The organism is Halanaerobium sp. (assembly GCF_003070835.1).
Map to the genome: position 1 here is coordinate 1 of NZ_QBLR01000331.1, position 3644 is coordinate 3644.

General features: G+C 29.7%; 4 protein-coding genes. All 4 read left to right on the top strand.

Annotated features, from left to right (window positions below):
• The first annotated feature begins 130 nt into the window (after positions 1-130).
• Positions 131-1051: a pseudouridine-5'-phosphate glycosidase gene (locus tag CI949_RS18445; RefSeq protein ID WP_091402728.1), complete on the top strand. Its 921-nt coding sequence runs from the start codon at positions 131-133 to the stop codon at positions 1049-1051.
• 30 nt (positions 1052-1081) lie between these two features.
• Complete coding sequence (locus tag CI949_RS18450) at positions 1082-1747, top strand: B12-binding domain-containing protein (RefSeq protein WP_091402729.1); 666 nt, start codon at positions 1082-1084, stop codon at positions 1745-1747.
• Positions 1747-2913: an FtsX-like permease family protein gene (locus CI949_RS18455; RefSeq protein WP_091402731.1), complete on the top strand. Its 1167-nt coding sequence runs from the start codon at positions 1747-1749 to the stop codon at positions 2911-2913. Before CI949_RS18450 ends, CI949_RS18455 begins: the two co-directional genes overlap by 1 nt.
• Positions 2906-3644, top strand: a 739-nt coding sequence (locus tag CI949_RS18460; protein ID WP_290769108.1) for an ABC transporter ATP-binding protein, incomplete at its 3' end; no start/stop codon positions are given. The genes CI949_RS18455 and CI949_RS18460, both read left to right, overlap by 8 nt.

A 3644-nucleotide genomic window follows, 5' to 3' on the forward strand; every position in this document is an offset into this window, starting at 1 on the left:
ATGAATAATTTTAGTATAATAAAGTCTATTGAATATGGTAATGTTTTTGCCAGTCTATCTTTGAGATCAGAGAAAATATTTCCCAGTATTTTAAAAATAGAAAAAATTAATGAAATATACAGGAGGAGTTATGATGAAGATTAAGTTTGATTTTTTGGATATTAAACCAGAAGTAAAGGAAGCTATAGATGAAGGGAAACCTATTATCTCTTTGGAGTCAACAATTATTTCACATGGCATGCCGTACCCGCAAAACGTAGAAACCGCTAAAATGTTAGAAAATTTAGCAAGAGAAAAAAATGTAGTGCCAGCCACTATAGCCGTTATTGGCGGAAAAATTAAAATTGGGTTAAATGAAGATGATCTTGAATTTATTGCAAAAACTAAAAATATCGTTAAAGCAAGCAGAAGAGATATATCATATGTTATATCCCAAAAATTGAATGCAGCAACTACTGTATCAGCTACTATGATCTTTTCTGCAATGGCAGGGATAAAGATTTTTGCTACAGGTGGTATAGGAGGAGTTCACAGAGGAGCAGAAAAAAATTTTGATATATCTGCCGATCTACAAGAACTTTCTAGAACAAATGTAGCTGTAGTATGTGCTGGGGCTAAGGCTATATTAGATCTAAAACTAACAATGGAGTATTTAGAAACAATGGGAGTACCAGTAATTGGCTATAGGACAGATCAGCTACCTGCTTTTTATTCTAAAGATTCAGGACTAAAAGTTCCTTTTAGGTTAGATTCTGTTGCAGATATTGCCGGTTTGATGAAAACAAAATGGGATTTAGGTCTTTCTGGAGGAGTTTTAATAACAAACCCAATTCCTGAAGAATTTTCAATGGATAGTTCTTATATTAATAAATCTATTGATAAAGCATTAATAAAAGCAAAAGAGCTTAATATAGAAGGCAAACAATTAACTCCATTTTTATTGGAAGAGATAAAAAATATAACCGAAGGTAAGAGTTTAGATTCTAACATAGAGTTAGTAAAAAACAACGTATTATTAGCTTGTGAAATTTCTAAACAGTATTATAGTTGATTTATCTGGGAGAAATAAGGGGTGATAAAGTTGGATATTAAAATCAAAGAAACTTTTAATGGTATGATGAAAAAATTACAAAGAGAGAAAGTGATAACTTTTATTAAAAGTAAGATCGAAAATGGTGAAGTTACTTATAAAGAACTATATCAGGAACTATTAATACCATATCTATCGAATTGGCATTGTGATGAGGACATTCAGGAATTATGTATTTTTAAAGAGCACGTTTCTACATCTATAATAAGATCAATAATAGAAATAAACTATCCTTATATTGTGCAGAACAGGATGAAATTGATTGAAGAAGGTACTATAACAGAATTAAGAAAGAAAGTTTTTATAGCTTGTCCCGCAGGAGAATATCATGAAATAGGCGCAAGGATAGTTTCAGATATTTTTTATCTTAACGGGTATGATGTTTTATATGTTGGGGCTAATACTCCGCTTAATGAAATAATTAAAATGACAAAAGTATATGTACCTGATTATATAGCGTTAAGCGTCAGCGATCCTTATAACATAATATCTGCAAAAAAAGTTATTCAAAAATTAAAAGAAAACAATTCACAATCAAAGATAATTGTTGGTGGTAGAGCTTTTAGATTAAATCCCCATATTTTTAGTCAAATTAAAGCTGACTTTTTGCTTGATACTTTTCATGAAATAGAAAAGCTTGCTGAAGGTGATAAATAATGGCTTTTTTATCAAAAATAGCGTTTAGGTTTATGAAAAAAGGTGGAGGACAGACTATATTGATTATATCAGCTATAGCTATTGGAGTAGCCATACAGATTTTTCTTGGTCTTTTGATTCAAGGGCTCCAAGACAGCCTTGTAAATGAAACTATAGGAGACTCATCACACATTTCAGTATCTTCAAAATTAGAAAATGGAAGCATACAAGATTATGAAAATATTACTAAACAAATACAAAAATCTAATTCTAATAATGAAATTAAAGTTGTTAATCCAGTGATTTCAAAACCTTCAACTCTACAATTTGAATCAGTAAATAAAAATATATTTATAAAAGGAATGCCTATTGATTCAGGAGAAAAGATTTATGAATTTTCTCAAAAGTTGTTAGAAGGTAAAACTCCAGTTGATGGAGAAGTCATTTTGGGTGATTATTATAGAGAAAAATTTGGCCTTAAAATTGGAGATGAAATTAGCATCTTTATTTTTGAAAAATTTAAAACTGAAACACTGAAAATCTCTGGTTTCTTTAAATTTGGAGTTCAAAATATCAACGAAAGTTGGCTTATTACTAATTTGGACACAGCACAAAATCTCTTTGAAACAAATTCTGTTACTAATATAGAAATGCAAGTTGATAAACCATTAGAAGTTGAAACTGTACAATCCAATTTAATTGAATCACTATCTCTTGATGAACAATTAAAAATAGTAACCTGGAAGGAGTTAAATGCTGATTTATTAACAGCTTTGAGTAGTCAGTCTCTTTCCAGTATATTAATACAAGTTTTTGTAATTATATCTGTTTCTTTAGCGATTGCCTCTGTTTTGATAGTATCTGTTTTACAAAAATCGCGAGAAATAGGCATCTTAAAAGCTATGGGTATAAAAAATTATCAATCGAGTTTAATTTTTGTACTTGAAGGTTTATTTCTTGGTGTTATCGGTGCAATTATAGGAGTTGTATTAGGAGTTGGACTTATTTTATCTTTTACCACATTTGCTATTAATGCAGATGGGACCCCAGTAATTCCTCTTACTTTTAATTACGGATTTATTCTTTTATCTTTTACCATAGCAGTTTCTTCTGCTCTTATTGCATCTATTATTGCTGGAAGAAAATCTTCTAAATTAAATCCTATTGAGGTGATTAAGAATGGATAATTACTTAATTAAAATGGAAAAGATAAACAAAATATACGGAGATAAAATAAAAAATCATGTAATACACGACCTTGATTTGGAGATAAGAGAAAATTCTTTTGTTTCAATTATTGGGCAATCAGGTAGTGGTAAAACTACACTTCTCAATCTAATGGGAACATTGGATACTCAAACTTCAGGAGAAATAATTATAGATGGAATTAACACAGGGAATATGAGTAAAAAAGAATTAGCAGAATTAAGAAATAAAAAAATTGGATTCATATTTCAATTTCATTATCTTTTAAATGAGTTTACTGTTTTAGAGAATGTGTTAATACCTTATCAGATTTCTGGTAACAAAATAAATCAAAAAGTAAAGAATAAAGCAAAAGAATTGTTAGAGTTAGTTGGTTTAAAAAACGTTATTAATTCGAATTCTAACAAAATATCTGGTGGTCAGCAACAAAGAACTGCAATAGCAAGAAGCTTGATAAATGATCCGCCAATTATACTTGCAGATGAACCTACTGGTAACTTGGATTCAGATACAACAGAAGGTATATACAATTTGTTTAGAAAAATACATAAAGAGTTAAACACTACCTTTGTGATAATAACTCATGATCAACATGTTGCTGAAAAAACGGATAGAATTATAGAATTAAAAGATGGAAGAATTGAATCAGATATATATACCTGTCTCTTATACACAGGAGCCAATTCCCACTCCTTTCAAGACCTAGCTAGCG

Bases quoted from the DNA above. Each gene is read 5' to 3' on its own strand.
- CI949_RS18445 (WP_091402728.1), top strand. From the start codon at position 131: ATGATGAAGATTAAGTTTGATTTTTTGGATATTAAACCAGAAGTAAAG.
- CI949_RS18455 (WP_091402731.1), top strand. From the start codon at position 1,747: ATGGCTTTTTTATCAAAAATAGCGTTTAGGTTTATGAAAAAAGGTGGA.